The organism is Streptacidiphilus jeojiensis (assembly GCF_042510965.1).
GTDB classification, from domain to species: Bacteria; Actinomycetota; Actinomycetes; order Streptomycetales; family Streptomycetaceae; genus Streptacidiphilus; species Streptacidiphilus jeojiensis.
Genome location: NZ_JBEUKS010000013.1, coordinates 248992 through 269824 on the forward strand (window position 1 = coordinate 248992; position 20833 = coordinate 269824).

Annotated in this window: 20 protein-coding genes; 4 read left to right on the forward strand and 16 right to left on the reverse strand. The window is 71.3% G+C overall.

All coding sequences use genetic code 11. The annotated features are described in order from the left end of the window. Positions 1 to 152 precede the first annotated feature (152 nt). A complete protein-coding gene (locus ABUW04_RS31315) occupies positions 153 to 962 on the reverse strand; it encodes an ABC transporter ATP-binding protein (RefSeq protein ID WP_030265779.1) in 810 nt (269 codons plus the stop codon). Between the two features lie 70 nt (positions 963 to 1032). Beyond that, positions 1033 to 1953, reverse strand: coding sequence for an ABC transporter permease (locus tag ABUW04_RS31320; protein ID WP_037598216.1), 921 nt, complete (start codon positions 1951 to 1953; stop codon positions 1033 to 1035). A 126-nt stretch (positions 1954 to 2079) separates the two neighbouring features. Here ABUW04_RS31320 and ABUW04_RS31325 point away from each other — a divergent pair, with 126 nt between their 5' ends. Beyond that, positions 2080 to 2712, forward strand: coding sequence for a TetR/AcrR family transcriptional regulator (locus tag ABUW04_RS31325; RefSeq protein WP_037598222.1), 633 nt, complete (start codon positions 2080 to 2082; stop codon positions 2710 to 2712). 148 nt (positions 2713 to 2860) lie between these two features. Continuing rightward, complete coding sequence (locus ABUW04_RS31330; RefSeq protein WP_380567870.1) at positions 2861 to 3517, forward strand: pyridoxine/pyridoxamine 5'-phosphate oxidase; 657 nt, start codon at positions 2861 to 2863, stop codon at positions 3515 to 3517. A 6-nt stretch (positions 3518 to 3523) separates the two neighbouring features. Here the strand turns inward: ABUW04_RS31330 and ABUW04_RS31335 are convergent, their stop codons facing one another. The 5 genes from ABUW04_RS31335 to ABUW04_RS31355 form a co-directional block, all read right to left on the reverse strand. Further along, positions 3524 to 4945 carry a glutamate decarboxylase gene (locus ABUW04_RS31335; protein WP_030265769.1) on the reverse strand — a complete coding sequence of 474 codons (1422 nt, stop codon included), beginning with the start codon at positions 4943 to 4945 and terminating at the stop codon, positions 3524 to 3526. A gap of 132 nt (positions 4946 to 5077) precedes the next feature. Next, positions 5078 to 5602 carry a hypothetical protein gene (locus tag ABUW04_RS31340; protein ID WP_380567871.1) on the reverse strand — a complete coding sequence of 175 codons (525 nt, stop codon included), beginning with the start codon at positions 5600 to 5602 and terminating at the stop codon, positions 5078 to 5080. A 115-nt stretch (positions 5603 to 5717) separates the two neighbouring features. Then, positions 5718 to 6935, reverse strand: a complete 1218-nt coding sequence (gene glgC / locus ABUW04_RS31345; protein ID WP_030265762.1) for a glucose-1-phosphate adenylyltransferase — start codon at positions 6933 to 6935, stop codon at positions 5718 to 5720. Between the two features lie 51 nt (positions 6936 to 6986). After that, complete coding sequence (glgA, locus tag ABUW04_RS31350; RefSeq protein ID WP_380567872.1) at positions 6987 to 8207, reverse strand: glycogen synthase; 1221 nt, start codon at positions 8205 to 8207, stop codon at positions 6987 to 6989. A 240-nt stretch (positions 8208 to 8447) separates the two neighbouring features. Then, complete coding sequence (locus tag ABUW04_RS31355; protein WP_084715467.1) at positions 8448 to 8720, reverse strand: hypothetical protein; 273 nt, start codon at positions 8718 to 8720, stop codon at positions 8448 to 8450. A 306-nt stretch (positions 8721 to 9026) separates the two neighbouring features. On the opposite strand from ABUW04_RS31355, the gene ABUW04_RS31360 reads away from it, so the two are divergent. After that, the gene (locus tag ABUW04_RS31360) at positions 9027 to 9473 is read left to right on the forward strand and encodes a hypothetical protein (RefSeq protein WP_380567873.1); all 447 of its coding nucleotides are present in this window, start codon (positions 9027 to 9029) and stop codon (positions 9471 to 9473) included. Here the strand turns inward: ABUW04_RS31360 and ABUW04_RS31365 are convergent. Genes ABUW04_RS31365 through ABUW04_RS31390 form a run of 6 tightly spaced genes read right to left on the reverse strand, consistent with a single transcriptional unit; the run spans position 9466 to position 16582 of the window. Next, the gene (locus ABUW04_RS31365; protein ID WP_380567875.1) at positions 9466 to 10260 is read right to left on the reverse strand and encodes an ABC transporter ATP-binding protein; all 795 of its coding nucleotides are present in this window, start codon (positions 10258 to 10260) and stop codon (positions 9466 to 9468) included. The genes ABUW04_RS31360 and ABUW04_RS31365 overlap by 8 nt on opposite strands. Further along, a complete protein-coding gene (locus ABUW04_RS31370) occupies positions 10257 to 11249 on the reverse strand; it encodes an ABC transporter ATP-binding protein (RefSeq protein ID WP_380567876.1) in 993 nt (330 codons plus the stop codon). Before ABUW04_RS31370 ends, ABUW04_RS31365 begins: the two co-directional genes overlap by 4 nt. Continuing rightward, positions 11246 to 12181 (reverse strand): ABC transporter permease, encoded by a 936-nt coding sequence (locus ABUW04_RS31375; protein WP_380567877.1) that lies wholly within the window; start codon positions 12179 to 12181, stop codon positions 11246 to 11248. The genes ABUW04_RS31370 and ABUW04_RS31375 overlap by 4 nt, the downstream gene beginning before the upstream one ends. Further along, positions 12178 to 13125 (reverse strand): ABC transporter permease, encoded by a 948-nt coding sequence (locus tag ABUW04_RS31380; RefSeq protein ID WP_030265750.1) that lies wholly within the window; start codon positions 13123 to 13125, stop codon positions 12178 to 12180. Before ABUW04_RS31380 ends, ABUW04_RS31375 begins: the two co-directional genes overlap by 4 nt. Then, positions 13125 to 14795, reverse strand: coding sequence for an ABC transporter substrate-binding protein (locus ABUW04_RS31385; protein ID WP_380567878.1), 1671 nt, complete (start codon positions 14793 to 14795; stop codon positions 13125 to 13127). The genes ABUW04_RS31380 and ABUW04_RS31385 overlap by 1 nt, the downstream gene beginning before the upstream one ends. A 50-nt stretch (positions 14796 to 14845) precedes the next feature. Beyond that, the gene (locus ABUW04_RS31390) at positions 14846 to 16582 is read right to left on the reverse strand and encodes an amidohydrolase (RefSeq protein ID WP_380567879.1); all 1737 of its coding nucleotides are present in this window, start codon (positions 16580 to 16582) and stop codon (positions 14846 to 14848) included. Between the two features lie 158 nt (positions 16583 to 16740). Between ABUW04_RS31390 and ABUW04_RS31395 the strand changes: the two genes are divergently transcribed. Next, the gene (locus tag ABUW04_RS31395; RefSeq protein WP_030265743.1) at positions 16741 to 17460 is read left to right on the forward strand and encodes a TetR/AcrR family transcriptional regulator; all 720 of its coding nucleotides are present in this window, start codon (positions 16741 to 16743) and stop codon (positions 17458 to 17460) included. Here ABUW04_RS31395 and ABUW04_RS31400 read toward each other — a convergent pair. The 3 genes from ABUW04_RS31400 to ABUW04_RS31410 all read right to left on the reverse strand — a co-directional run bounded on the left by ABUW04_RS31400 (position 17446) and on the right by ABUW04_RS31410 (position 20776). Then, the gene (locus ABUW04_RS31400; protein WP_380567880.1) at positions 17446 to 18111 is read right to left on the reverse strand and encodes a cytochrome b/b6 domain-containing protein; all 666 of its coding nucleotides are present in this window, start codon (positions 18109 to 18111) and stop codon (positions 17446 to 17448) included. The genes ABUW04_RS31395 and ABUW04_RS31400 overlap by 15 nt on opposite strands. Beyond that, positions 18092 to 18805, reverse strand: a complete 714-nt coding sequence (locus tag ABUW04_RS31405; protein WP_380567881.1) for a molybdopterin-dependent oxidoreductase — start codon at positions 18803 to 18805, stop codon at positions 18092 to 18094. Before ABUW04_RS31405 ends, ABUW04_RS31400 begins: the two co-directional genes overlap by 20 nt. A 141-nt stretch (positions 18806 to 18946) precedes the next feature. Continuing rightward, complete coding sequence (locus tag ABUW04_RS31410; RefSeq protein WP_380567882.1) at positions 18947 to 20776, reverse strand: bifunctional metallophosphatase/5'-nucleotidase; 1830 nt, start codon at positions 20774 to 20776, stop codon at positions 18947 to 18949. Positions 20777 to 20833 lie beyond the last annotated feature (57 nt).

The following is a 20833-nucleotide window of genomic DNA, read 5'->3' on the forward strand; positions in this document are numbered from 1 at the left end:
GCGCCCGCGCCGCATCCGGTCAGCTCCCCCCGGGGCGATCCCAGGGATCTTGCTCATAGCTTAGGACTCCGGTGTGACAAACCCGCCGCCGGGGGTGGCGACGGCGGGGTGTCACGGCGTCATATCCTGCCGGTACCGCTCTTTACCTGCGCTTACCGGCTCTTCATGTACTTCTCGTACTCGGCGACGATCTCCTCGGTGGGACCGTCCGCCCGGATCACACCGCTCTCCAGCCAGATGGTGCGGTCGCAGGTGTCCCGGATCGACTTGTTGTTGTGCGAGACCAGGAAGACCGTACCGGCCTCCTTGCGCAGTTCCCGGATCCGGTCCTCGCTGCGCTTCTGGAAGGCGCTGTCGCCGGTGGACAGCGCCTCGTCGATCAGCAGCACGTCGTGGGTCTTGGCCGCGGCGATGGAGAACCGCAGCCGCGCCGCCATACCGGAGGAGTAGGTGCGCATCGGCAGCGAGATGAAGTCGCCGCGCTCGTTGATCCCGGAGAAGTCGACGATGCCCTGGTACTTCTCGCGCACCTCGGCGTAGGACATGCCCATCGCCAGGCAGCCCAGCACCACGTTGCGCTCGCCGGTCAGGTCGTTCATCAGGGCCGCGTTCACGCCCAGCAGCGAGGGCTGGCCGTCGGTGTAGATCGACCCGGACTGGGTGGGCAGCAGCCCGGCCACCGCGGCCAGGGTGGTCGACTTGCCCGACCCGTTGGAGCCGATCAGGCCGACCGCCTCGCCCTTGTAGGCGGTGAAGCTGATGCCGCGGACCGCGTGCACCTCGGAGATGGCCGGCGACGCCTTCCGCCGCACCATCCGCGACAGCGCCGAGGTCGCCGAACCGCGACCGGCACCGGCACCGTAGATCTTGTAGACGATGTGGACGTCGTCCACGATCACGGTGGGGACCTTCTCGGCACGCCGGGAGGCGGCGACCCTGCGCAGCTCCTCCTCCTGCGCCATCCGCTCCAGTTCGTCCGCGTCGACCGACTCCGCTCCGTCCGCCGCCGCGCTGCGCTCGTTCGTCGAGGTCTCAGCCACGTCCGTACTCCTCTTCGGCCTTCCAGAAGAACATGTAGCCGCCGAGACCGACCACCACGGCCCACGCCAGTGTGATGATCCAGACATGGTGCGGCAGGCTGCTCGAGGACACCGAGTCCATCAGCGCGTAGCGCATCAGGTCGTTGAAGATCAGCGCCGGGTTGTTGTTGAGGATCACCGCGACCCAGTGCGGGGCCTTGTGGGTGAAGGTGGTGACGCTCCAGAAGACGCCCGAGGTGTACATCCAGGTGCGGATGATGAAGGGCATCAGCTGGGCCATGTCCGTGGTCTTGGCCCCGATCCGGGCCATGAGCATCGCCAGCCCGGCGTTGAACACCGACTGCAGGAACAGGATCGGCAGGATCAGCACCCAGCGCAGGGTGAGCGGCTCACCGGTGGCCAGCACGATCACGCCGAGGACGCCCATCGAGAACAGCAGCTCCTGCAGCTGGATCACGGTGAAGGCGATCGGCAGGCAGGCCCGGGGGAAGTGCAGCGCCCGGATCAGGCCGAGGTTGTCGGCGATCGAACGGGTGCCCGAAAGCACCGCCGACTGGGTGAACTGGAACACGAACACACCGGTACAGAGGTACGCGATGAAGTTCGGGATTCCCCGGTTGGTGCCCAGCAGCAGACCGAAGATCAGGTAGTAGACGGCCGCGTTCAGCAGCGGCGTCATCACCTGCCAGATCTGCCCCAGCCGCGCCGCCGTGTAGGTCGCGGTCAACCGGGCTGTGGCGAAGGCCACGATGAAATGGCGCCGCGACCACAGCCGGCGGGTGTACTCACCCAGCGGGGGCCGCTTACCGCTGACCGCAAGTCCGTACTTGGCTGCCAGGTCGCCAGGGCTCAAGCCCGAGTCCCCATCGGGACCGGCGACACCTGCCAGCCGCTGCTCGTACACCGTGGACACGCTACTCCCAAGCCCTTTGCCCCCGACCGATACGACGGAACGGTAGCGTCTCGTCGTAGTAAGGGAAAAACTAGGGGCTTCCACGTGAGAACGCAACCGTATCGTCCTGACGCTACAATGGCGCCCATGCTGACTGGGGATTCAAAGAGAACCGACAGGTCGGACGGGGTCAAACGGGCCCCGGCCGGCGCGGCGGTACTCCGCGACGACGTCACCGAGGCCATCCGCACCGCGGTGTTCGAGGAGCTCGCCGCGAGCGGTTACGGGCGCCTGTCCATCGAGGCCGTGGCACGCCGGGCCGGGGTGGGGAAGACAGCCGTCTACCGCCGCTGGCGCTCCAAGCTTCCCATGGTCATCGAGGTGGTCTCCGAGGTCGCCGCGCTGGGGCTGATCCTCCCGGACACCGGCTCGCTCCGCAATGATCTGCGGATGTTCGTCCATGTGCTGGCCCGGGTGCTGCGGCACCCGCTGGCCGCGCAGATCGTCCCCGATCTGCTGGCCGAGGCCGCGCGCAACCCGGAGATCGCCGAGACCCTGGCCGCGGCGCTGGACGCCGCGCAGCGGCAGAGCAGTGCGGCGCTGGTGCGGAAGGCGGTGGCCCGCGGTGAGCTGCCCGCCGACACCGACCCGGATCTGGCCCTGGACCTGATCGCCGGTCCGCTGTACTGGCGGCTGGCGGTGGTGCGGACGCCGATCAGCGGTGACTACCTGGACCGCCTCGCCGAATCGATCGCCACGGCGTTGGGTGCAGGCGCGTAGGGGCTTGGCCGCGCAGTTCCCCGCGCCCCTCAGGTAGGTGCCACTTACTCACGGTGGGTCAGTTGCAGCCCCCCAGGGGCGCGGGGAACTGCGCGACCAGCCCCCTACGGTCCGCACCCGAAGTCCACACCCTTAGTACCCTGAGCCCGTGCCCTCACCCGTACGCTCCCTGCTGTTCGGTGTCCCCATGCTCAGGGAACCGCTGCCGTCCTTCGACCCCTCGGCAGCCCCCGCTGAACCGTTCCCGCTCTTCCTCGACTGGCTGACCGCAGCGCTCCGATCCGGCGTCAGCGAGCCCCATGCGATGGCCCTGGCCACGGTCGACCGGGACGGCCTCCCGGACCTGAGGATCGTCGCCCTGCGCGACGCCACCGCCGACGGCTGGCTCTTCGCCACCGACGCGGACAGTCCGAAGAGCCGTCAGCTGACCGACCGTCCGCAGGCCGCCCTCGGCTTCCACTGGCGCGAGCAGGGCCGCCAGATCCGGCTGCGCGGCCCCGTGCTCCGCGCCGACGCCGGCACCGCCGCCGAGGACTTCCGGTCCCGGCTGCCGGGCTCCCGCGCGGCCATCCTGGTCGGCCGGCAGAGCGAACCGCTGGCCGACCGCACCCTGCTGGACGCCGCCTACGCCGAGGCGCTGGACCGGGTCACGGCCGATCCCGACCTCACCACCCCGGCCCACGCGCTGTTCCTGCTGCGGCCGGTCAGCGCCGAGTTCTGGCAGGGCTCGCCGGGCCGGGGCCACACCCGGCTGCGCTACACCGCCACCGACGCGGGCTGGACCCGCGAGCAGCTCTGGCCGTAGCAGGCTTCAGTGGTGGAAGCCCGAGGGTCCGCCTGACCCCTGCAGCGGCCCGGGCTGCGCCTGGAGCTCCGGCAGCAGCCGACTCAGGTCCTCCACCAGCAGGTCGGCGAGGTCGCTGGAGAAGCCGTTGCGGCAGACCACCCGCAGCACCGCCAGGTCGGTGCGGTTCTCCGGGAAGGTGTAGGCCGGGACCAGCCAGCCGCGTTCGCGCAGCCGCCGGGAGACGTCGAAGACATTGAAGGCGGTGACGTCGTCGGTGGTGGTGAAGGCGAAGACCGGCAGCTCGTCGCCCCAGCTCAGCATCCGGAAGACGCCCATGGCCTCGATCCGGCGGGCCAGTGAGACCGCGATGTCCCGGCTGGCCTGCTGGACCGCGCGGTAGCCGTCCCGGCCCAGCCGCAGGAAGGTGTAGTACTGGGCCACGACCTCGGCCCCGGGGCGGGAGAAGTTGAGGGCGAAGGTGGGCATCTCGCCGCCCAGGTAGTTGACCTTGAAGACCAGTTCCTCCGGCAGCGCCTCGCGGTCGCGCCACAGCGCCCAGCCGACCCCGGGGTAGACCAGCCCGTACTTGTGGCCCGAGGTGTTGATGGAGGCGACCCTGGGCTGGCGGAAGTCCCAGCGCAGCTCCGGGTCCAGGAACGGCGCGACCATGGCTCCGGAGGCCCCGTCGACGTGGACCGGGATGTCCAGGCCGGTGCTGCCCTGGAGCTCGTCCAGGGCGGCGCAGATGTCCCACACCGGCTCGTAGCTGCCGTCGAAGGTGGAGCCGAGGATGGCGACCACCCCGATGGTGTCCTCGTCGCACAGCCCGACCGCCGAGGCGGCGTCCAGGTGGTAGCGGTCGCCCTCCATCGGCACGGTGCGCGGCTCGACCTCCCAGAAGTTGCAGAACTTCTCCCAGCAGACCTGGACGTTGACGCCCATGACCAGGTTGGGGCGGGCACCGGCGGCGTAGCGCTCGGCGTTGCGCTGCATCCAGCGGCGCTTCAGCGCCATCCCGGCGAGCATGCACGCCTCGCTGGACCCGGTGGTCGAGCAGCCGACGGCACCGGCCGGGTCGGGGGCGTTCCACAGGTCGGCGAGCATCGCCACGCAGCGGCGCTCCAGCTCGGCGGTCTGCGGGTACTCGTCCTTGTCGATCATGTTCTTGTCGACGGACTCCGCCATCAGCAGGGTGGCCTGCGGCTCCATCCAGGTGGTGACGAAGGTGGCCAGGTTCAGCCGGGCGTTGCCGTCGAGCATCAGCTCGTCCCTGACGATCTGGTAGGCGATGTCCGCCGCCATCGGCCCGGACGGCAGCCGGTGCTTCGGCGGTGCCGTCACCATGCTGCCGACCTCCGGGTTGGCCGCCCCCAGGAACGGGTTCACCGAGACCTGGTGCCCGCCCTTGCCGTCGTGGCTCTCCTGACGACCCGTGTGCAGCGCCATTCGCCGTGCCCTTCTGCTCGATCGGTGTCCGCCCTCACGGCTTCCCCAGCCCACTTCATCCCCAGGAACGCCGTCGGGACTCCTGCGCCAGGGCAGGAGTCCCGAACCGGGGCTTCTTACGTTCGCCGCCCGCTACTGCTTGGTCCAGCGGTCCCGGCCGTCCGAGCCGGCCTTGCAGACCAGGGCGGTGCTGTTGCTGCCGGTCGCCTTGGCGCCGGTGGTGGCGCAGAAGGCTCCCGCCCTGGCGTTGGTGCCGGTGACCGCGACCGAGGTCCAGCGGTCCTTGCCCTTGCTGTCGGCGACGCAGCTGACGGCGAGCCCCTTGGCGGTCTCCCCGGAGGCCCCGGCGGTGGAGCAGAAGGCGCCGGCGGTCACGTTCTTGGTCAGCGCCGTCGACGAGGCGGTGGCCTTGGCACTCGCCTTGGCCGAGGCCACCTTCGCGGAGGCGGACGCGGCGGCCGCGGCGGCCTTCGCCGACACGCTCGCCGCGGCGCCGGATGCCTTGGCCTTGGCCGCCGCGGCGACGGCGGTGGCCTTTCCGCTGACGGCACTGGTGGCGCTGCTCTTGCTGCTGCTGGAGCAGGCGACGGTGGAGGTGAGGACCAGCGCGGCCAGCCCTGCTGAGGCGACGGCGACGGATCGGCGGGGGCTGCGCATGAGCTAACGCCCTTTCAGAGCCGGGTGCCCGGAGCTCGGGCAGGACTCCTTCGAACGTAGGTGCGCCGCCGCCGCGCCGCTCGGCGCATTAGGCCAGGCCGGTGACGCGCACCCGTCAGCGCACCCGCAGCCCCTTCCCCAGGGCCACCACTCCCCCGGCCGAGACGGTGTACAGCTCCCGGTCCCGGCCCGGGTCGACGCCGATCACGGCGCCGGGCGGCACCACGACGTTCTTGTCCAGGATCGCCTTGCGCACCACCGCGCCCCGGCCCACCCTGACCCCGTCCATCAGCACCGACTCCTGCACCACCGCGCCGGACTCGACGACCACGCCGGGGCCCAGCACCGAGCCGGTGACCTGGCCGCTGATGATGCATCCGGTGGAGACCATGGACTCGGCCGCCATCCCGCCGGCGACGAACTTGGCCGGCGGCCGCTGCGCGGGGTGGGTGAAGATCGGCCAGTGCCGGTTGTAGAGGTTGAACACCGGGTGCACCGAGATCAGGTCACTGTGGGCGTCGTAGTAGGCGTCCAGGGTGCCGACGTCGCGCCAGTAGCCGTGGTCCCGCTCGGTCTCGCCGGGGACCTGGTTGTCGTCGAAGTCGTAGACCTCGGCCTGGCCGTTGTCGGTCAGCATCGGCAGGATGCTGCCGCCCATGTCGTGCACCGAGCCCTCGTCCTCGGCGTCCCGCTGGAGCGCGTCCAGCAGCACCTTGGTGGTGAAGATGTAGTTGCCCATGGAGGCGAACACCCGGTCCGGGTCGTCGGGCAGCCCGGGCGGTGCGGCGGGCTTCTCCAGGAAGCCCTCGACCGATCGGCCGTCGGCGGCGGTGGTGATCACGCCGAACTCGGAGGCCTGGCTGCGCGGCACCTTGATGCCGGCCACGGTCACCCCGGCGCCGGACTCGATGTGGCGGCGCAGCATCTGCTGCGGGTCCATCCGGTACACGTGGTCGGCGCCGAACACCACGATGTAGTCCGGCTGCTCGTCGTAGACCAGGTTGAGCGACTGGTAGATGGCGTCGGCGCTGCCCAGGTACCAGCGCGGCCCGAGCCGCTGCTGGGCCGGGACCGGGGTGACGTAGTCGCCGCGGATGCTGGTCATCCGCCAGGTCTGGGTGATGTGGCGGTCCAGGCTGTGGCTCTTGTACTGGGTCAGCACGCAGATCCGGTTGATGCCGCCGTTCACCAGGTTGGACAGCACGAAGTCGATGAGTCGGTAGGCGCCGCCGAAAGGCACCGCGGGCTTGGCGCGGTCGGCCGTGAGCGGCATCAGCCGCTTGCCCTCGCCGCCGGCGAGGACGATGCCGAGAACTGACGGGCTACCGGCCATGGACGCTCCCTCTGTTGGTGTCGACACTGCTGCTTGTCACCGCGGCGCCGCTCACGACGCCCGTCCCAGCGCGTCCTGGTAGACCTCCAGGGTGCGGCGCGCGATCGCGTCCCAGCCGAACTCGGCGACCGCCCGCTCGCGCCCCGCCGCACCCAGCCGGGCGGCCCGTTCCGGGTCCAGCGCCAGGCTGTCCACCGCGGTGGCGAAGGACTTCTCGAACTCCTCGGCGTCCCGGCCGTGGTAGGGCACCAGCAGCCCGGTACGGCCGTCGTCGACCACCTCCGGGATGCCGCCGACGGCCGAGGCCACCACGGCGGTGCCGCAGGCCATGGCCTCCAGGTTGACGATGCCCAGCGGCTCGTAGACCGAAGGGCAGACGAAGACCGAGGCCCTGGACAGCAGTTGGACCACATCGGGGCGCGGCAGCATCTCGGCGATCCAGTGCACGTGCTCCCTGGAGGCGCTCAACTCGGCGAACAGCTCCCGGAACTCGCGGTCCACCTCGTCGGTGTCCGGGGCGCCGGCGCACAGCACCAGCTGCACCGACGGGTCGAACCTCCGGGCGGCGCGCAGCAAATGCGGCACGCCCTTCTGCCGGGTGATCCGGCCGACGAAGACCACCGTGGGCCGGTCCGGGTCGATGCCCAGCCGCTCCAGCACGTCGGTGCCCAGGTCGGGGTGGTAGAGCGTGGTGTCGATGCCGTTGTGCACCACCGGGACCCGGGCCGGGTCCAGTGCCGGGTAGCAGGCGAGCAGGTCGCTGCGCATGCCGTGGGAGACCGCGATGACCGCGTCGGCGGCCTCCACCGCGGTGCGCTCGACCCAGCTGGAGACGGCGTAGCCGCCGCCCAACTGCTCGGCCTTCCAAGGGCGCAGGGGCTCCAGCGAGTGCGCGGTCAGCACGTGCGGGATGCCGTGCAGCAGCTTCGCCAGGTGGCCGCCGAGGTTGGCGTACCAGGTGTGCGAGTGCACCAGCTGGCGGTCGGCGACGGCGGCGGTCAGGGCGAGGTCGACGGAGAGGGTGCGCAGCGCCGCGTTGGCGTCGGCGAGTCCCGGGTCGCCGGCGTGCCGGTACACCCCGGGCGAGTCCGCGGTCTGCCCCGGCCAGGCCTTGCCGCCCAGCGCCCAGCTGTGCACGTCCAGATCGACCAGGCCGCGCAACTCCCTTGCCAGGAACTCGGCGTGGACGCCGGCTCCGCCGTACACGTCGGGCGGGAACTCCCTGGTGAGGAGCCCGACCCTGAGCCGTTCCCCGTGTGCCGTGCCGTCCATCGCCCGCCCCACCTCCGCATGACCCCACCCGCCATCCGTTGCAGGGGTACCCCTGCCCAACAGACGGGTGTTCGATCCCCAAGCCGCCCGACTGATCCATGCTTTCGGATACCGAGGGGTAGATCGACTCTGTTCACACGGGTTTCATCGGCCCGACTCACAGCGGCGGAACGGGTTCACCGCGCCGGGCATGCCAAACCCGGCCAGGACCTGACTGGTCCTGGCCGGGTTGACGGCGAACTACTTACGGCCGCCGAAGAGCGAGCGGGTAAGACGCTTGAGCGGCGCGAGCAGCACCATACGGGCACCCTGATTGGGGCGCGCCGCCGGAGTACTGACCCCACGGGGCGTCAGCTCCCTTATGAGGCCGACCGCTTCCGCCACATCCACCTGCGGGAGCGCAGGCGCGCCGAGTACGGCGAGGTGACGGTCGAGCCGTCGGCTCGCCGCTCCGACGCCGCACTGGACCGCGGGGACCCGCGGCCTACTGCGCGCATGCTGCATTTGATTCATATCCCACCCCTTGGAAGGCACCAGGGCCGTGGAGCGAAGACTATCCGCCTAGTGAGGTCGGTGTGCAACTGTTCCGTCCAGGAGCACCTTACCCGTCCTGTCCAGGGCGGCGTCAGGAGGCCCCTCAGCAAGGTTCCTGACCGGATCCCAGCTGGGGAAACCCCTCTGCGCGGGGGCGCTTGACCCCCATCCAGGGCGCGCGGGCCAGAAGTTCACGCCTGCGGACTGCCGCGCCTTATGTGTTGGTGCACGCACCAACGGGGAGTATGAGCCTGTTTCATCCGTTCTGTGAAAGGAAACAGCTCCATGAGGTTCGCCCGCACCGCCGCCCTCTCCGCCGCAGCCGCGGCCCTGGTCGCCCTCGGACTGGGCACCACGACCGCCTCGGCCGGACCGCAGCCGGTCCGCAGCGGCAGCCCGGCCTCGACCGTCGACCGGGTCGCCGACTTCTACGGCGCCTACATCGACGCCAACTACGGCAACGGCATGGGGAACCTGGGCACGGACCTGCGCTCCCACTACCTCACCAAGGGCCTGCGGAAGCAGCTGGCCACCTGGGAGCGGCGGAACCACGCCGACGGCGTGCTGCGCGCCCAGGACGTGCCCAACGCCTGGTCGGTGACGGCCGGCGACTCCAGCGCCGGGCACACCTGGACCACCGTCACCTTCACCTGGGGCGGCAAGAAGCCGGTCCACACCCATGTCACCGTCCAGAGCGACCTGGCCACCGGTCTGATCTCCGACATCAAGTAGCAGTCACAGCGGGCCGTCCCGGTCGCCATCCGGGCACCGGGACGGCCGCGCGCAGCGCCCTGGTGTACTCCTCGGCCGGGGCGTCCAGCACCCGGGCGCAGTCGCCCTGTTCCACCACGCTGCCGCGCCGCAGCACCAGCACCGTGTCGCAGAGCTGCCGCACCACCGCGAGGTCGTGCGAGATCAGCAGGTAGGCGATGCCGGTGGCGGCGCGGATGTCGGCCAGCAGATTGAGGATCTGCGCCTGGATGGAGACGTCCAGCGCCGAGACCGCCTCGTCCAGGACCAGCACCCGGGGCTCGGCCGCCAGGGCGCGGGCGATGGCCACCCGCTGCCGCTGGCCGCCGGAGAGGTCCCTGGGCAGCGCCCCGGCCTGGCGGTCCGTCAGCCCGACCTGGTCCACCAGATCGGCCAGCCGGGCGGCCCGGCCGGCCCGGTCCAGCCGGGTGTGCCGGCGCAACACCTCGTCCACCGCGGAGTCGGCGCTCTGCCGGGGGTCCAGCGAGGTGTACGGGTCCTGGAAGACGATCTGCAGCTCGCGGGCGCGGCGCAGGCGCTCGGCGGAGCCCCTGGCCGGGGTCGAGCGGTCCCGGCCCAGCACGGCGATGCCGCCGCCGGTGGGGCGTTCCAGACCGACCAGCATCCGGGCCACCGTGGTCTTGCCGGAGCCCGACTCCCCCACGATGCCCAGCGAGCCCCCGGCCCCGATCTCGAAGCTGACCGCGTCCACCGCGGTGTGGCTGCCGAACACCTTGGTCAGTCCGGTCACGGACACGGCGGCGCTCATGCGGGTACCTCCTCTGCGGCGGGGGCGAGTTCGGCGACCCGGTGACAGCGCACCAGTCCGCCGCGGAAGGGCTCCAGTTCGGGCCGCCGCTCCCGGCAGACCGGGCGGACCTGGGCGCAGCGGTCCGCGAAGGCGCAGCCGGTCCCGGCCTCGTAGGCGGAGACCGGCCGTCCGGGGACGGCGTCGAGCCGTTCGGCCCGGGCGTCGATGGAGGGGCGCGAGCCCAGCAGGCCCAGGGTGTACGGGTGGGCGGCGCGGCGGTGCAGCTCCTCGGCCGCACGGACCTCGACGATCCGTCCGGCGTACATCACCGCGACCCGGCCGCAGACCGCCAGCGCCAGGTCCAGGTCGTGGGTGATGAAGACCATGCCCATGCCGCGCTCCCGGCGCAGCCGGTCCAGGATGCCGACCACCTCGGACTGGATGGTGACGTCCAGGGCGGTGGTGGGCTCGTCGGCGAGGATCAGCCGGGGTTCGGCGAGCAGCACCGAGGCGATCATGACGCGTTGCAGCATCCCGCCGGAGAGTTCGTGCGGGTACTGGCGCAGCCGGCGGTCCGGGTCGTCGATGCCGACCTCGGCCAGCACCGCGACGGCGCGGGCCTCGGCCTCCCTGCGGGCCACGCCCCGGTTCCGGGTCAGCGCCTCGGTGAGGAAGGAGCCGATCCGCCGGGTCGGATTGATGTGGGCCCGCGGGTCCTGGAAGATCATGCCGACGCCCTGGTCGCGGTAGCGCCGCAGCGCGCCGGCGTCCATGGCGGCCACGTCGGTGCCCTGGAAGCGGATGCTCCCGCCGGCCTCGGCGCCGCGCGGCAGCAGCCTGGTGACGGCGCGTACGGTCATCGACTTGCCGGAGCCGGACTCGCCGACCAGGCCGAGCGCCTCCCCGGCGTCCAGGCTGAGGTCGATGCCGTCGAGCAGCGGCCGGGGACCCTCCTCGGCCGGGACCTCGACGGTGAGCCCGGACAGTTCGAGCAGCGGGACGGTCATGCCAGGGCTCCTTCGGTGCGGCGGGGACGGGGCTTGCGCCGCAGGTAGGGCTGTCGCCGCTGGCCGCTGATCCGCGCGCCCAGCACGGTCAGCGACAGCACGCAGAGCACGATCAGCACGCCGGGGGCGATCACCGGCAGCCAGTAGCCCTTCATCAGGGCGTCGCTGTCACTGACCATGACGCCCCAGTCGGAGGTGGGCGCCTGCACGGCCAGGCCCAGGTAGGACAGCGAGGCGAGGTCCAGCAGGGCGTAGCCGAAGGCGATGGCGGCCTGCCCGAGCACCACCGGGGCGATGTTGCGCAGGATGTGCAGCACGGTGATCCGGACGATGCCGAAGCCCTGCACGGCGAGTGCGTCGACATAGGGACTTGTCCGCTGCTGCCGGGCCGCCGCCCGCACGATCCGGGCCAGGAAGGGGATGTAGGCGATGGACAGCGCCGCCACCGCCGGCACCAGCCCCGGTCCGAACAGGGCCACCGCCAGCACCGCGAGCAGCAGTCCCGGCAGCGCGTAGACCAGGTCGAAGACCCGGGCCACCACGGCGTCCACCGCTCCGCCGTACCAGGCGGCAAGGAGAGCAAGCGGTATGCCGACAAGGAGGGATACCGCCACGACCAGCGCCGGGCCGAGCAGGCTGGTGCGGGAGCCGAACACCAGCCGGGACAGGATGTCCCGGCCGATGCCGTCGGCGCCGAGCAGGTGCGCGGCCGACGGCGGGGCGTAGGAGTCCAGCAGTGACTGCAGGTCCGGGTCGTAGGGGGCCACCAGCGGTGCGGCCAGCGCGATCACCAGCACCAGCAGCAGGAACGCGGCTGCCGCTGTGCCCGAGGGACCGAGCGTCCCGGTGATCCGCGCGATCCGCCCGCCGCGGCGTCCGGCCGTCGCCGCCGGAACCGGGGGTGCCGCTGCCATGAGTCGATCTGTCGTCATGCTGTCCTCCCTGCGCTGCGCAGCCGTGGGTCGATCAGGGCCTGGGCCAGGTCGCTGACGGCGTTGCAGACCACGAAGGCGGCGACCAGCAGCAGCGAGACAGCCTGCACCACCGGGAAGTCCTTCTGCGCCACGGACTGGATGGTGAGCTGGCCGATGCCGGGGACGGCGAACGCCGACTCGACGATCAGCGTGGAGGCGAACAGCCCGGAGGTGAGCAGCCCCAGCGCGGTGATGATCGGCGGCAGGGCGTTGCGCAGCACGTGGTCGCGCAGCACCACCCGCCGGGGCAGCCCGCGCACCAGCGCGGTCTGCACATGCTCCCGGTCGAGCTGCTCCCGCAGCGCGTTCCGGGTGACCTGGGCCAGGAAGCCGCAGGAGACCACCGCCAGCGCGCAGGCCGGCAGCACCAGGCCGTGCAGACGGGCGGCCAGGCCCGGTTGCAGACCCGAGGCCGGGAACCAGCCGAGCCGGACCGAGAACACCGAGATCAGCAGGGTGGAGGCGACGAAGGGCGGCACGGTCACCGACAGCGAGGTCACCGCCTGGGCGGCGGCGTCCACCCGTCCGGGGCGCAGCGCGGCCAGCGTGCCGATGCCCAGGCCGAGCACGGTGACCAGCACCATGCTCATGGCCACCAGCAGCAGGCTGGTGCCCAGCCCGGTGCCGACCCGGCTCGCGACGCTCTGCCCGGTGACCATGGACCGGCCCAGGTCGCCGTGCAGCACTCCGGTGAGCCAGTCCCAGTAGCGCACCGGCAGCGGCCGGTCCAGGTGCAGTTGGTGCCGCACCGCGGCGCGGGCCGCCGCCGAGGGCGCGCGGCTGCCGAAGAGGACGTTCTCGGGGCTGCCGGGGGCGAGGTAGAGGCTGCCGAAGATCACCACGCTGGACAGCAGCAGCGTGGTGAGCAGCCCGCCGAGGCGGTGCAGCAGCAGACGGCCCATCAGGGCGCGCCCACGGACGCGGCCCAGGCGTTGTCCATGTAGGAGAAGGTGAGCGGGGCCCCGGTGACGGCCTTGTTCTGGAACAGCAGGGCGCGCGGCTGGACGATCGGGATCCAGGGCAGGTCCTGGTCGATGATCTTCTGCGCGGCCAGTACGTACCGGGCCCGGGCCACCGGGTCCGCGGTCCCCTGGGCCCTGTCGAGGTCGGCCTGAACCTCGGCGTTGCTGTAGCCGTTGAAGTTCTGCGAGCCGTTCCTGGTGGTGTAGCTGGAGTACATGTCGGTGGCCTCGGGGAACTCCATGTAGTTGATGGTGAGGAAGCCGTCGTAGGCGGCGCGGGCCTTGGGGTCGATGAACAGCGAGCCGTACTGCTGGTCCGGCAGACCGACGATCTTCATCTTGAGGCCGATGGACGAGGCGGTCTGCTGGAGCACCTGGGCCAGTTGCGCGTCGGCGGGCACACCGGCGGCGTAGGCGATGGTGACCTCCTTGCCGCTCGCCCCCGCGGCCTTCACCAGCTTGGCGGCGGCGGTCAGGTCGGGTTTGACCGCCAGGGCCGAATAGGCCGCCTGGTACTGGCTCCTGGCCGGACTGCTCTCCCAGAAGCCGGGGCCGGCCACCGCGTACAGCGGGTCGGCCGCGCCGCCGAACAGGGTCTTGGCGATGCCGACCCGGTCGATGGCCGTGGACAGCGCCTGACGGACCCGGGCGTCGGCGAAGCCGCCGGTGAACCTGGAGACGATCAGGTCGATGTTCTGGGTGGTGGAGCCCTGCGCGCCGACGTACAGCTTGCCGTCGGCGGCCCTGCCCAGCTGGGCGATGGTGGAGCTGGGCAGGTCGAAGGCGCCCTGGAGGCTCCCCGAGGTGAGTGCGTTGGCCAGCGCCGAGGGGTCGCCGATGAACTTGAAGGTGACGCTGTCGGACTTCGCCGCCCGGGCCGGGTCCCAGTACTTCGGATTGCGCTTGAGGACCATCGAGTTGGTGCCGTCGAAGGAGGCGACGGTGTAGGGGCCGGAGCAGACCACCCCGGTGGCCGGCTTGCCGAAGTTCTGCCCCGCCTTCTGCGCGAAGGCCTTCTCCACCACCGCGCCGCCGAGGATGCCGAGCAGGTGGACGAAGAGGTAGTCGTCCTTGCTGAAGACGATGGTGACCTGCTCGGGACCGGTGGCCCTGATCGAGCTGACGTCGTTGTAGGAGTCGGCGTAGTTGCTGGCGACGTTCGGGTCCTGGTTGCGCAGCAGGCTGTAGACCACGTCGGCGGCGGTGACCGGCTTGCCGTCGCTGAACACCGCGCGCGGGTCCAGCTGCAGGACCAGGTGCCGGGCGTCGGGCTGGCTCCAGCTCCGGGCCAGTCCCGCGCTCTCGGTGTAGTCGGCGTTGGTGTGCAGCACCGACTCGCAGACATTGCCGAGGATGGTCTCCTCGGGGTAGTCCGCGGTGGTCAGCGGGTCCTCGGAGTAGGGGGCGCGGTAGTCGCCCCACCAGGTCACCGAGGACAGTCCGGCCCTGCCGGGCGCGGTGGTGATCTGCGAGGTGGCGAAGTTGCTGCTGGGCGCGGCCTTGGCCGAGGCGCCCGAGCCGCCGCTGCCGGAGCCGCTGCAGGCGGACACCCCGCCGAGCAGGGCGAGGACGGCGACGGGCAGGGCGGTGCGCAGGGCTCTTCTGTGCATCGTGGAACCTCTCCTTGTCTCCAACAATCCAGGGGCCGGACTGCGCCGGACTACTGCGCGGCGTGCACCAGTGCGCCGTCGACGTAGGTGCGCAGCACCCGGGTCGCGCCGATGGCCTCGGCCGGTCCCGCGAAGGGGTCGCGGTCCAGCACCACCAGGTCGGCGTACTTGCCCACCTGCACCGAGCCGGTGACCGCGTCCAGGTGGTTCACCCGGGCCGTGCCCGCGGTGTAGGCGGCCAGCGCGGTGCCCAGGTCCAGCCGCTCCTCGGCGCCGAGGACCTCGCCGCCACTGCCGCCGTCGCCGCCCGCGGATCCGCCCTCGGATCCGCCCTCGGATCCGCTCTCGGATCCGCCCTCGAACTGCGGGGCGCTGCGGTTGACCGCGACATGGACGCCGAGCATCACGTCGGGGGTGCTGACCGACCAGTCGCTGCCGGCCGCGAGCATGGCCCCGGAGCGGGCCAGCGAGCCGAACGGGTACTGCCAGCCGGAGCGGCGCTCGCCCAGGAACGGGATGGTGAGCTCGTCCATCTGCGGTTCGTGGCAGGCCCAGAGCGGCTGCATGTTGGCGGTGGCCCCGAGCGCCCGGAAGCGCGGGACGTCCTCGGGGTGCACCACCTGCAGGTGGGCCAGGTGGTGCCGGTTGCCGCGCTGCCCGTTGCGCCGCAGCGCCTCCTCGACCGCGTCCAGGGCGTTGCGGACGGCCCGGTCGCCGAGGGCGTGGAAGTGCACCTGGAAGCCGGCCGCGTCGAGTTCGCTGACGTAGCCGCCGAGCTTCTCGGGATCGATGAAGTCCATCCCGGAGGCGCCGCTGGAGCAGCCGCAGCCGTCCAGGTAGGGCTCCAGCATGGCGGCGGTGTGGTTCTCGGCGACGCCGTCCAGCATCATCTTGACGCTGCCGGTGCTGAACCGGCCGCTCCCGTCGCCGACCGCCGCGCACTCGGCCCGGCGCTCCAGGAAGAACGGGAGCTGCTCGAGACCGCCCTCGCGATCCCACCACTGCGCGCCGCGGACCCTGGCGGTGAGCGAGCCGTCCTTCGCCGCGGCCAGGTAGGCGCCGTAGACGTCGCCGGGGCCGAAGGCGGGGCCGACCGCGGCGTCCTGCCAGCCGGTGATGCCGTGGCTGTGCAGGAAGGCCTGCCCGGCCAGCAGCCCCTGGTAGAGCTCCTGCGCCGTGGCGGCCGGGATGTGACGGGTGACCAGCTCGGCGGCGCCCTCCTGGAGCATCCCGGTGGGGGTGCCGTCGGGGTCGCGCTCGATCCGGCCGTCGGCCGGGTCCGGGGTGCCGGCGGTGATCCCGGCGATCTCCAGGGCCCGGCTGTTGGCCCAGAGCCCGTGGCCGTCGCGGTTGGGCAGCGCGACCGGGCGGTCCGGGCAGACCGCGTCCAGCAGGTCCCGGTGCGGGGTGCCGCCGGGGAAGGCCTCCATGCTCCAGCCGCCGCCGGTGATCCAGGCCCGGTCGGGGTTGGCGGCCGCGTAGCCGGCGACCGCGGCGGCGTACTCCGCTGCGGTCTCCAGCTGGTGCAGGTCACAGCTGCGCAGCGTGGTCCCGGCCAGGACCGGGTGGACATGGGCGTCCTGGAAGCCGGGCAGCAGCAGCTTCCTGGCCAGGTCGACCACCTCGGTGCGGGGGCCGATCAGCGGGCGGACGTCGTGGTCGTCGCCGACGGCGGTGATCCGTCCGCCGCTGACGGCGACCGCGGTCGCCCAGGACCGGGCCGGGTCCACGGTGTAGACGGGGCCGCCGGTGAAGACCAGGTCGGCGTGGTGGGTGTCGCGGGGCACGGGTCCTCCGTGGTGGGAACACTGCTGGCGGTGCTGGATGAGTGAGCATCACACTCGATGACAGCGGCGCTGTCAATGGCATTGACATCGGCCGCCGGTTAAGATCGGATCAACTCGGCCGCGGCACTCCCCCGGCCGCCGCAACGGGAGGAGCAGCAGTGGCTGCGACGAAGGACCAGGGCGCTGCCGCCACCGCCAGGCGTCGGGCCGCGCTGACCCGCGAGGCGATCCTGGAGGCCGCGCTCCGGCTCTGCTCGCCGGACGGCGGTGGGGTGCTGACGTTCAGTCGGCTCGGCAAGGAGCTGGGCGCGGACCCGACCGCCGTGTACCGGCACTTCCGCGACAAGGACGAGCTGATCCTGGCCCTGACCGACGTCATGGTGGAGGAGGCGGTGGAGCTCGCCGCCGTCTCGGCACTGGGTCCGGACCGCTGGCGGGAGACCCTGGCCGCCACCGCCCGCGCGGTCCGGGCGGTCTACATGCGGCGCCCGGCCCTGGCCGTGCTGGCCGCGGCCCGCACCACCGCCAGCCCGGCCGAGACGACCAGCGTGGAGTACCTGATCGGGGTGCTGCACCGGGCCGGGCTGCCGGTCGTCCAGGCCGCCGAGTGCTACCGGATGCTGCTGGACCTCACCCTGGCGATGACCCAGTCCTCGGCCTCGTTCCTGATCCTGGACCAGGAGGCGCAGGCCAAGGACGACGCCGCCTGGGCGGTCAAGTACGGCCTGCTCCCGGAGGACCGCTTCCCGCTGGTGCGCGCCAGCGCGCCCCGGCTCACCGAGCTGTTCCGGGACGACGCCCAGGTGTTCGAACTGGTGCTGGAGACCTTCCTGGACGGGGTGGCGCTGAAGATCGAACGGGCCTCAGCGGCCGGCTGACGGCTCCTGTTCCCGGCCGTGCTTCTCGCCCTGCTCCTCGTCCTCGGTCCACAGCGCGTGCTCGCGCTTGGCCCAGGCGCGGGAGACCCGCCCGGTGCGCATCCCGTGCCGGGCCTCGGGGTCCTTGAGCGCCATCCGGATGTGCCCGATGACCAGGATGCCGACGACCAGCGCCAGCCAGTCGTGGACGAAGGAGGCCCCGGTCCGCACGGTCAGCGCGGAGAGGTGCGGGAACCACATGATCAGACCGGTGCCGACCATCACCAGCACCGCGCCGGCGATGAAGGCCGAGAACAGCTTCTGCCCGGCGTTGAACTTCCCGGCCGGCCCGGCCGCCCTGGTGCCGTGCCGCACCGCCCGCCAGGCCCAGCCGCTGTCCTGCGGGCCGAACCGGTTCAACCGGGTCAGGTCGGCGCGCAGCGAGCGGAAGAAGATCCCGGCCAGCAGCGGTGCCGGGAGCAGGATGCCGGACCACTCGTGGACGACCACCAGCAGTCGCCGCCGTCCGACGATCTCGGCCAGGAACGGCAGGTAGAGGCAGGCGGCGGTGACGATCGCGGTCATCATCAGGGTGGAGGTGGTCCGGTGCACCCAGCGTTCGACGACCGTGAACCGGTAGCGCTCGCCGGGCTCAGGGGGAGGTCGGTGCATCGTTGCGCCCGTTGGACTTGCCGACCCAGGCTTCGACGTCATAGCCGTAGTGCTCCCAGTAGCCGGGCATGACCCGGTCGGTGACGGTGATGCCGGACAGCCACTTGGCCGACTTGTAGAAGTACATCGGCGCCGCGTACAGCCGCACCGGGCCGCCGTGGGCGTCGGTGACCGGCGCGTTGTTCATCTGGTGCGCCACCATCATGTCCGGGCGGCGGGCCTCGTCCAGGGTCAGGCTCTCGCTGTAGACGCCGTCGAAGCAGGTGAAGCGCAGCGCCTTGCCCTCGGGCCTGACCCCGGCGGTGTCCAGCAGGTGCGACAGCAGCACCCCGCCGAACTCGGTGTCGGGCACCCGCCAGCCGGTCACGCACTGCACGTCCTTGACCAGGGTGGTCTGCGGCATCGCCTTCAGCTCGGCCAGGGTGTAGGTGGCGGGCCGGTCGACCAGCCCGTCGACGGTGAGCCGGTAGTCCTGGTCGCTCTTGTGCGGGAGCGAGTCGGCGACGTTGTAGATCTGGAAGCCCCCGCCGCCGGGCAGCAGCCCGGTCAGGCCGGTCGGGTCCTTGCTGTCGACCGTGGCGAGGAAGCTGTCGATGCCGTTCTGGAACCGTGCCCCGAAGGCCACCCCGGCGGCCCCGAGCGCGGCCACGCCGAGCACGACCCTGCGCCCGACCGGCCTGCCGTCCTTGTTCATATTTCAAGTTCACCACGCGGAACTGTGCGCACCTAGCGGAAACGACCCGCTTTCAGGAATCGGTAAGGTGTCCGGTCCGGTCACACTGCTGACCCACCCCGACCGGACCGGACACCTACGCGTCCCGCTGGTCGCTGATCGCTAGTACAGCGGCACGCCCGCGCGGACCAGGCGCCAGCCGGGGCTGGCCGCGAAGTCGGCCGGGTTGATCTCACCCTTGGCCTTGACCCAGGCGATCATCGTGTTGCGGATCTCGTCCGAGCTGGTCCAGATCTGCGTGGCCGTGGCGACGTGCGGGAAGTTGCCGCCGCCGTTGGCGCGGTAGTTGTTGATCGCCAGCACGAACTGCTGGGTCGGGTCCAGCGCCGCGCCGTTGTAGGTCACGTTGAGGATGCGGGAGCCGGCCGGCTGCGACACGTCGATGTCGTAGCTGAGCCCGTACACCTCGTCGTAGTTGTAGTCGGGCAGGTTGTTGGCGTTGGTCAGGGCGGACTCCACGATCGGGGCGCCCACCGCGAGGGTGTTGTAGTAGTTCGCCGAGAACTCGATGTAGTCCACCAGCTGGGCACCGGTCAGGACCATCGCGGCCAGGGTGTTCTCGTAGATGTAGAGGCCCGCGGCGTCGCGCAGCCGGACCGTGCCGGCCGGGATGTCCGCGGTCCGGTTGAACGGCGCGGCCTGGGCCAGCACCGGCAGGCTCGCGTAGGAGGTGCCCGCCAGACCGGTCGTCACCGCGTCCACCATGACCTTGCCGATGAGGTCGACGATCGGCACGTCCTGGAACGGCGCACGGGCGATGTTGAGGTCCACGGTGGAGGTGCCGATGACCTGGTTGACGTAGGCGACCACGGCCGCGTGCTCGTCGGCCAGCAGCTTGACGACCTTCGGGTCCTCCTCGTAGGTGTTGGAGTTGAGCACGCTCGCCACGCAGGAGGTGACCTCCCAGCCGCCGTGCACCAGCTCGACCTCGAAGTCGAAGCGGGTCAGCCGCATGCCCCACTTCAGCGGCTCGGAGAGCACCACGGTCTTGCCGGTCGCGGTGTTGGTGACCAGGCGCTGGTCCACCTCCTTGTGGGTGTGGCCGACCAGGATCGCGTCGATGCCGGGCACCTGCTGCGCCATCTCGGCCGCCGCGTCCTCGGGCCAGGGGATCTGGTCGCCGTAGGAGCTGGCCTCGTCGATCCCGGTGTGGGAGGAGACGACCACGACATCGGCGCCGGCGCTGCGCGCCTTGGGCACGTAGATCGCGGCCTGCTCGGCGATGCCGCCGAAGGTCATCTGACCGCTGACGTTGGCCTTGTCCCAGATCGCGATGCCCGGGTTGGTCAGACCGACGATGCCGACCTTGATGTCCGGCAGGTTCGGGACGCAGATCCGCTTGATGATGAAGGGGCGGAAGGCCGGCTTGTTGGTCTTGGGGTCCAGCGCGTTGGCCGCCAGCAGCGGGAAGTCGCACTGCCGCTCGAAGGCGCGCAGGGTGGGGATGCCGTAGTTGAACTCGTGGTTGCCCAGGGCGGCCGCGTCGTAGCGGATGTGGTTCATCGCCAGCGCCATCGGGTGCTTGGGCGCCTTCCGGCCGCCGACCGTGATCGGGTCCACCCTGGCGTAGTAGTAGCTGAGCTGGGTGCCCTGGATGATGTCGCCGGCGTCGATGAGCAGGGTGCGGTCATGGCCGATCTCCTCGCGGAGCCCGTTCACCATGGTGGAGATCTTGGCCAGGCCGACGTCGTTGTGGGCGCTGTCGTCGTACTCGGCGTTGTTGAAGTAGTCCCAGTTCACGCAGTTGCCGTGGACGTCGGTGGTGCCCAGAACGGTGAAGCTGTAGGTGGGATTCGGCTTGGGCTTCTTCCCCGCTTGCTGGGACTCGGGCGAGGCGGCCTCGGCGGTGCTGGAGGTCGCTCCCGCGACGACGGCGGTTCCTGCGGCCACGGCCGCGGAGCGGGCCACGAAGTCACGGCGGTTCAGGGGCACTGGGTCTCCAGTTGGCAGGAGGGCAGGGTGAGGTACGCGGCATCCGACTGGACGCGC

What these genes read in the sequence shown, in the direction of transcription:
- ABUW04_RS31385 (WP_380567878.1), bottom strand. Translation starts at nt 14,795, where the DNA reads ATGCACAGAAGAGCCCTGCGCACCGCCCTGCCCGTCGCCGTCCTCGCC.
- ABUW04_RS31400 (WP_380567880.1), bottom strand. Translation starts at nt 18,111, where the DNA reads ATGCACCGACCTCCCCCTGAGCCCGGCGAGCGCTACCGGTTCACGGTC.
- ABUW04_RS31315 (WP_030265779.1), bottom strand. Translation starts at nt 962, where the DNA reads ATGGCGCAGGAGGAGGAGCTGCGCAGGGTCGCCGCCTCCCGGCGTGCC.
- ABUW04_RS31405 (WP_380567881.1), bottom strand. Translation starts at nt 18,805, where the DNA reads ATGAACAAGGACGGCAGGCCGGTCGGGCGCAGGGTCGTGCTCGGCGTG.
- ABUW04_RS31335 (WP_030265769.1), bottom strand. Translation starts at nt 4,945, where the DNA reads ATGGCGCTGCACACGGGTCGTCAGGAGAGCCACGACGGCAAGGGCGGG.
- ABUW04_RS31325 (WP_037598222.1), top strand. Translation starts at nt 2,080, where the DNA reads ATGCTGACTGGGGATTCAAAGAGAACCGACAGGTCGGACGGGGTCAAA.
- ABUW04_RS31365 (WP_380567875.1), bottom strand. Translation starts at nt 10,260, where the DNA reads ATGAGCGCCGCCGTGTCCGTGACCGGACTGACCAAGGTGTTCGGCAGC.
- ABUW04_RS31360 (WP_380567873.1), top strand. Translation starts at nt 9,027, where the DNA reads ATGAGGTTCGCCCGCACCGCCGCCCTCTCCGCCGCAGCCGCGGCCCTG.
- ABUW04_RS31375 (WP_380567877.1), bottom strand. Translation starts at nt 12,181, where the DNA reads ATGACGACAGATCGACTCATGGCAGCGGCACCCCCGGTTCCGGCGGCG.
- ABUW04_RS31380 (WP_030265750.1), bottom strand. Translation starts at nt 13,125, where the DNA reads ATGGGCCGTCTGCTGCTGCACCGCCTCGGCGGGCTGCTCACCACGCTG.
- glgC (WP_030265762.1), bottom strand. Translation starts at nt 6,935, where the DNA reads ATGGCCGGTAGCCCGTCAGTTCTCGGCATCGTCCTCGCCGGCGGCGAG.
- ABUW04_RS31355 (WP_084715467.1), bottom strand. Translation starts at nt 8,720, where the DNA reads ATGAATCAAATGCAGCATGCGCGCAGTAGGCCGCGGGTCCCCGCGGTC.
- ABUW04_RS31340 (WP_380567871.1), bottom strand. Translation starts at nt 5,602, where the DNA reads ATGCGCAGCCCCCGCCGATCCGTCGCCGTCGCCTCAGCAGGGCTGGCC.
- glgA (WP_380567872.1), bottom strand. Translation starts at nt 8,207, where the DNA reads ATGGACGGCACGGCACACGGGGAACGGCTCAGGGTCGGGCTCCTCACC.
- ABUW04_RS31370 (WP_380567876.1), bottom strand. Translation starts at nt 11,249, where the DNA reads ATGACCGTCCCGCTGCTCGAACTGTCCGGGCTCACCGTCGAGGTCCCG.